The sequence below is a fragment of the Kitasatospora sp. NPDC004799 genome, from assembly GCF_040609095.1.
Classification (GTDB): domain Bacteria; phylum Actinomycetota; class Actinomycetes; order Streptomycetales; family Streptomycetaceae; genus Kitasatospora.
Genome location: NZ_JBEXJK010000477.1, coordinates 1 through 6051 on the forward strand (window position 1 = coordinate 1; position 6051 = coordinate 6051).

The 6051-nt window shown below is 74.0% G+C and carries 7 protein-coding genes; 3 read left to right on the top strand and 4 right to left on the bottom strand.

Annotation, left to right across the window (positions count from 1 at the left end):
• On the bottom strand, window positions 1–377 hold a 377-nt coding region (locus ABZW03_RS35860), incomplete at its 3' end, for a hypothetical protein (protein ID WP_355268120.1).
• Between the two features lie 438 nt (window positions 378–815).
• On the opposite strand from ABZW03_RS35860, the gene ABZW03_RS35865 reads away from it, so the two are divergent.
• The gene (locus tag ABZW03_RS35865) at window positions 816–2069 is read left to right on the top strand and encodes a Rieske 2Fe-2S domain-containing protein (RefSeq protein WP_355268122.1); all 1254 of its coding nucleotides are present in this window, start codon (window positions 816–818) and stop codon (window positions 2067–2069) included.
• 87 nt (window positions 2070–2156) lie between these two features.
• On the opposite strand, the gene ABZW03_RS35870 is transcribed toward ABZW03_RS35865, so the two are convergent.
• Complete coding sequence (locus ABZW03_RS35870) at window positions 2157–3377, bottom strand: hypothetical protein (RefSeq protein WP_355268125.1); 1221 nt, start codon at window positions 3375–3377, stop codon at window positions 2157–2159.
• Window positions 3378–3840: 463 nt separating this feature from the next.
• Between ABZW03_RS35870 and ABZW03_RS35875 the strand changes: the two genes are divergently transcribed.
• Window positions 3841–4275 carry an SRPBCC family protein gene (locus ABZW03_RS35875; protein ID WP_355268128.1) on the top strand — a complete coding sequence of 145 codons (435 nt, stop codon included), beginning with the start codon at window positions 3841–3843 and terminating at the stop codon, window positions 4273–4275.
• Between the two features lie 33 nt (window positions 4276–4308).
• On the opposite strand, the gene ABZW03_RS35880 is transcribed toward ABZW03_RS35875, so the two are convergent.
• The gene (locus ABZW03_RS35880) at window positions 4309–4812 is read right to left on the bottom strand and encodes a helix-turn-helix domain-containing protein (RefSeq protein ID WP_355268131.1); all 504 of its coding nucleotides are present in this window, start codon (window positions 4810–4812) and stop codon (window positions 4309–4311) included.
• A 107-nt stretch (window positions 4813–4919) separates the two neighbouring features.
• Between ABZW03_RS35880 and ABZW03_RS35885 the strand changes: the two genes are divergently transcribed.
• The gene (locus ABZW03_RS35885; RefSeq protein WP_355268134.1) at window positions 4920–5417 is read left to right on the top strand and encodes a hypothetical protein; all 498 of its coding nucleotides are present in this window, start codon (window positions 4920–4922) and stop codon (window positions 5415–5417) included.
• A 77-nt stretch (window positions 5418–5494) separates the two neighbouring features.
• On the opposite strand, the gene ABZW03_RS35890 is transcribed toward ABZW03_RS35885, so the two are convergent.
• Window positions 5495–5917, bottom strand: a complete 423-nt coding sequence (locus ABZW03_RS35890) for a hypothetical protein (protein ID WP_355268137.1) — start codon at window positions 5915–5917, stop codon at window positions 5495–5497.
• Window positions 5918–6051: the final 134 nt, after the last annotated feature.

A 6051-nucleotide genomic window follows, 5' to 3' on the forward strand; every position in this document is an offset into this window, starting at 1 on the left:
CCACCCCCCGGCGGGTGCCGCGGCGGCGGGTGCTGCGCCGGCGCCGCCGGGGGCGGGCGCCGGCGCCGCGGGGCCAGTTCGCGCTCCAGGGCCCGCACGTCCAGCGCTATCCGGGACGCGATCTCGCGCGGCCCGGTGCCGACGGGCAGCCGGCGCGACCAGGAGCGGGGCTTGGCCGGGCCGTCCTGGACCATGTGGAAGTTGAGCCGCACCACGTCGGCGACGTCGACCAGGCTCACCAGGATCCTGGTGTCCGCGAGGTCGATGCTGACCTCGTTCCCGATGCACGAACAGGCCACCAGGCCCTCGATCTCCTCCTCCGCCAGGTACCTGGCCAGGGGTACCGCCTTCCCCCGGACCAGAAACGGACGTTCCACCGGAGTCACCGGACCGCCTCCTCCCCAGCAAACCGTACGGCGCCTCGGCCGCGGCGCAGACGCACCGCAACAGACCGGGCCCGGCCCATGCTCCACCACATCCGACCGGTTCGCCAACTCAGTGTCTCACCAAGCGAATTGGGCGAACGCACCGACCCGGCGCACCGGCGCACGCCCCCGCGCACCGGACTCGCCCGGCGGGCCGGCGGCCGCCGCTCCGAAGGGGCGGCTCCGGCACCCGCGCCACCGGACGGGCGGGCGGGACCGAAATCCATCGAATTCTTGCACCGGTAAATCTGAATGATGATCAGACTTCTTATGGATTAGGGAGATTGTCCGTGCGCCCGCTCCCGATCCGTGGATAGCATCTGAATTCCATTCTGTTCGAGCGCTAATCGCCTGGGAGGGGCGGCGCCGGGCAGACCGACAGGAGACTTCATGCGCGTGTCCAAACACGTCCACCCCGTCAGCAGCCGCCCCACCGCGGCCGACGTCGCCCTGCCACCGGCGCTGCCCTACCCCGACGGCTGGTCCGCACTCGCCTTCTCCGCCGAGCTCAAGCCCGGCACCGTCCTCACCCGCCGGCTCGCCGGCGAGGACGTCGTGCTGTACCGGCTGCGCAACGGCCGCCTCCGCGCGATCCGCCCGTACTGTCCGCACCTGGGCGCCCACCTCGGCCTGGCCGCGGTCGAGGGCGACGAGCTGGTCTGCCCCTTCCACCGGTTCGCCTTCGACGCCGACGGCCGCTGCGTGCGCACCGGGTACGGCACCCCGGCGCCCAAGGCCTCGCTGACCCCGTTGCCGGTGCGCGAGGTGAACGAGGCGGTCTTCGTCTGGCGCCACCACGACGGCCGGGAGCCGGACTGGGAGATCCCCGCCTGGCACCGGCTCGGCGACGGGCGGCAGCCGCTGCGGTACGCGTCCTTCGAGATGCCCGGCTACGCCCAGGACGTCATGGAGAACTCCTTCGACCTGGGCCACTTCGTCACCCTGCACGGCTGGCCGCAGGGCGAGTTGGCGGCGCCGGTGGAGTTCGACGGCACCAGCTTCCACATCTCGATGCTGGTCCGGGAGACCTTCCCGTTCCTCGGGATGCGCGAGGTCCACGTGGAAGTGGACGGGTACGGCCTCACCGCGCTGCACACCGACGTGCACACGCCCTCGCTCGGCCTGGAGATCTGCTCCCTGGTCATGGCCACCCAGGTCGCCCCCGGCCGGATGCAGCTGCGGCAGGCCAGCCGCTTCCTCATGTCGGAGCCGGCCAAGCTGCCGCCGGCCGTCGCCCGGACCGTCAGCCGGGTGGTCACCAGGCTGCTCGCGGGGCCGATGTTCAAGCGCAACCTGGAGTTCACCGCGGCGGACTTCCCGATCTGGTCCACCAAGCGGTACGTGTCCCCGCCCCGGCTCGCCGCGGGCGACGGGCCGATCGGCGCGATGCGGCACTGGGCCCGGCAGTTCTACCCGCCGGACCACCAGGCGCACCTGCCGGGGGCGGCGGCGCTCGCCGACCGGAACGGGCAGAGCGCGAACGGGAACGGCCCGAGCGGGCACGGCACGAACGGTCATGGCACGAACGGTCATGGCACGAACGGGAACAGCCCGAACGGGAACGGCGCACCCGACGGCGCCGCCGCGAGCCCGACCGGGGCGGAGGCCTCCGGCAAGGCGCCCAGCGGAGCCGCCCAGACCTGAGCCGCCCTCGCGCCCGGAGCGGGAGGTCGGACCCGCCGACCTCCCGCTCCGGGCGATGGGTGGCGACTCTCGGTCCGCCGTGCCCTGCTACGGAAGGACGGCCCAGCGCTGGGTCTTGTTCGTGCTGCTCGCCTGCATGACGGTCGCCTTGCCGTTCGCGGTGGTGAGGACGCGGCCGGTCGCCTGACAGGTCAAGGTCAGGGTGCCGCTGTCGTTCTGGGTGACCGTCCACTTCTGCTTCGGGTCCGCGGGGTTGATCATCTGCACGGCGACCTGGTTGTACTCCCCGAGCGACGTGAGGGCCCGCGGGGTGGCGCAGCCGTCGGAGATCCGCACCGTGCCGTCCGCGTTGGCGTCCAGCTTCCAGCGCTGTTCGGGGACGGACGGGTCGTAGGCGGTCATGCCGGTCTGGGTGGTGGCGCCCACCCAGCACCCGTCCACCCGCCCCAGCGCGAAGTTGTTGCCGTCGGTGAGGCCGTGGTACTTGCCGTCTCCGACGGCCGGCACGGCGTAGTGGACGGTGTGTCGGGCCGTGAGGTCGAGCGCCGTGCCCGTGGTGGCGAGCGGCGGGTTGGCGGCGGGCCGGACGTTGCGGTAGTACTCGGCGAAGGTGGCCGGGCGGTTCGTGGTCAGCGCCTTGACGGTGCCCTCCCAACCGCCGTCGAGCTGCCGCCAGAGGTCGAGCAGCGAGCCGCCCACGTTCCCGGGCACCTGGTCCCCGGTGTCCCAGCCGCCACCGTAGACGTAGTCGCTGCTGTTGCCGTCCGCCCAGACGTACCGGTTGTCGCCGAGCAGGTAGGCGGCGGTGGCGTTGGCGAAGCCCTCGACCCACGCGCAGGGGCGGGAGCTGGCCGCCCAGATGATGTTCGGCCTGCAGACGCTGTCGGGCGGCCAGGCGCCGTCGTAGAGGCGGTCCATCAGGAAGTGGCCGCCCTCGTGCAGGACGACGTGCTCGGCGTCGGGGTCGGCGTCGGGGAGGTAGACCGTGTTGTCGAGGCCGTACCGCGGCCCGTCGGTCGCACCGGGGTACCACTTGACGGTGAGCTCGGTGCAGGCCGAGTTGTTCGGCTCGTGCGCGCTCCAGCACAGGCTGACCGGGTTGGTACGGCTCCACCACAGCAGGTTGAGGGTGTCGAAGGCGTGCCAGGCGCGCGAGGCCTGGGCCGGGGGCTTCAGGACACCGAGGGAGGTGCTCGCGGAGACGTTCTCCAGGACCGGCGAGTTCAGGGTGTACGTGGTGCCGTTGGCGTCCGCCGTCCTCCACAGCCGGGCCTTCTCGGCGTCGAACCGCACCCACATGCTGCTCATCGTCGTCGTGGTCGTGGGGGTGTAGCAGAGGTTGTAGGAGCGACGGCCGCGGCGGGGGTCGCCACGAGCGGGACGGCCGCCACGGCGGCGAGGAGTGCGGTGCCGAGCGTGGCGATGCGGGTCAGGCGCGTGCGCAGGGGTATGGCCATCGCGGTCCTCTCCTGGGGCTTCGTCGGTGTCCGGCGCGACCTCCCGGCGCACACGGCGACGGCGGCGGGCGAGGCGTGGACGAGCCGGCCGACGCCGCCGTGCGTAGGTGATCGTTCCGGTTTTTCATGTCCATGATCGGTGTGCGGTCCGGCTCGCGGAAGGAGCGCGCGGTAGCGCGCACGGGGCGCACGGCCGCAGGACGGTCACGGGAGGAGGCCGCGGCCCGGCTGCGGGCCCGGGCCGGGGAGCAGGGCACGGGCCGGGGAGCAGGGCACGGAGCCCCACCCGCCGGTCACGCCGTAGGGTGGCCGTCGTGGCCCGCTTCGTTCTGATCCGCCGTACGCCGCTGCCGCCCGTCGAGTGCTGGGAGCGGCTGACGGACTGGCCCCGGCACGGGGACCGGGTGCCGCTGACCCGGGTCTCGGCGGTCCGGGGCGACGGGCGGGAGGTGGGCGACGTCGTGCTGGCGCGGACGGGCCTCGGGCCGCTCGGCTTCGACGATCCGATGGAGCTCGGCGACATGGTCGCCCCCGGGCCCGGGCGGGACGGGCGGTGCCTGCTGCTCAAGCGCGGCCGCCCGGTGCGCGGCTGGGCCGAGCTGCGGGTGCGGGCGGTCGGCGGCGGCAGTGCGGCGGTCTGGACGGAGGAGCTGACGGTCACCAGCCTGCCCCGGCTGCTCGATCCCGTCCTCGCGGGGGCGGGACGGCTAGCCTTCGGGCGGGTGCTGGACGACCTGCTGGGGTCGTAAAGGCCCGGGTCCCGACCACGGCCGGGCCGCGGCTCAGGCCGGCAGGAAGCGGGCGCCCGGGCCGGGGCTGCGGTAGACGGCGTCCGGGGTCAGGTGGGAGTGCCCGGCGGCGCACTCCAGGACGAGGGCGACCGGTTCGTCGCAGTCGTGGTCCCCCGCCGTGCCGTGCCGGACGACGACCGACGGCCCCTCCTCGTCGGCGAGGTACTTGTCGCCCCACGCGAGCAGGGCGATCACGGTGGGCCGCAGGTCCCTGCCCTTCGCGGTGAGGCGGTACTCGAAGCGCTGCCGGTCGCCGGGCTCCTGGTACGCGACCCTGCGCAGCACGCCCGCGCCGACCAGGCCGTCGAGCCGGGTGGAGAGCAGGTTGCTGGCGATGCCGAGCCGGGCGCGGAACTCCCCGAAGCGGCTCGCGCCGTCCAGGGCCTCCCGCACGATCAGCAGCGACCACCGCTCGCCGACCACCGAGAGGGCGCGCCCCATCGAGCAGTTCGCCGGGTCGATCCGTCGCCGTTCCTGCCGTTCCACCTCTGCCATGGTCCGATCCTAATCCCTTCACCGCACCTGGGTTGACAATCTGCACCCAGCCCCGGCTAGGCTCCGGACCATCTGAGTTGAGAAATTAAATCCAGGAGGAGACGGCCATGCCGATGCTCGACGTCCACATCCCCGACGGTGCCCTCCGGCCGGAGGCGGAGGCGGCGCTGCTCAACCGGATCACCGAGATCCTGATCGGCCACGAGGGCTTCGACCCCGCCGACCCGGTCACCCGCTCGGTGTCCTGGGTCTTCCTGCACCGCCCCGCCGCGGTCTACGTCGGCGGCGAGCTCGCGGACGCGCCGCGCTACAAGGTCGTCCCGTCCGTCCCCGAGGGCCAGCTCGACGCCCGGAAGCGCGCGGGCGTCATCGCCGACGTCACCGAGGCGATCCTGGACGCCGAGGACGGCGCCTGGCCGCGCGACCCCGGCCGGATCTGGGTCTTCCCGACCGAGATCCCCGAGGGCCACTGGGGCGGCTACGGCAAGGTGCGGCCGCTCGCCTCGATCCTCGCCCGGCTCACCGGGAACGACCGCGACCGGGCCCGCGACCTCGCCGCGCAGCGCATCGCGGAGAGCCGCACCGAGCACAGCCGGCTCCCGTAACCGGCCGCCGGGGCCGTGCCGGGGACGGTACGGCCCCGGCACGAGCCCGACGTGGCGCCGGAGGTGAACGCCCCCGGTCAGTCGCCGCCCGGCTCGCCGTAGCGCCTGCGCCACTCCCGGGCACGGGCGTTGTGCCACTCCACCCCCTCCACCGCCTGCCGCACGGACAGGCCGCTCGGCCGGGCGACCACGTCCAGCGGCACGGGCTCCGCGCAGTCGGCGAGCGCCCGGCAGACCTTCCCCGCCCACTGCTCCGCGGAGACGAACGGGCGGTGGCGGTACTCCACGATCAGGGCGGCCAGGTGCTCCACGCAGCAGGCCAGGACGAGCCGTCGGCCGTCCAGCGCGGACCGGGTGGGGTGCAGGGCGGAGGAGTCCGGGACCAGCGCGCCGAGCAGGTCGGCGGTGGCGACGACCCGTCCGCACTGGTCGCAGAGGTCGAGCGCTTCCGTGTCGTCACCGGCGGCGGGACCGTCCGCCGGGGGTCCGATGTCCTCCATGGCGCGCGCCTACCCCGCGGAGCCCCGGCGAACCCGGGGCCGTCACCGCCCCGGGCGAACCCGGCGCCCCACCGCCGGAGCCACCGGAGCCGCCTGGGCCGCCTGGGCCGCCGGAGCCGCCCGGGCGCCGGGGC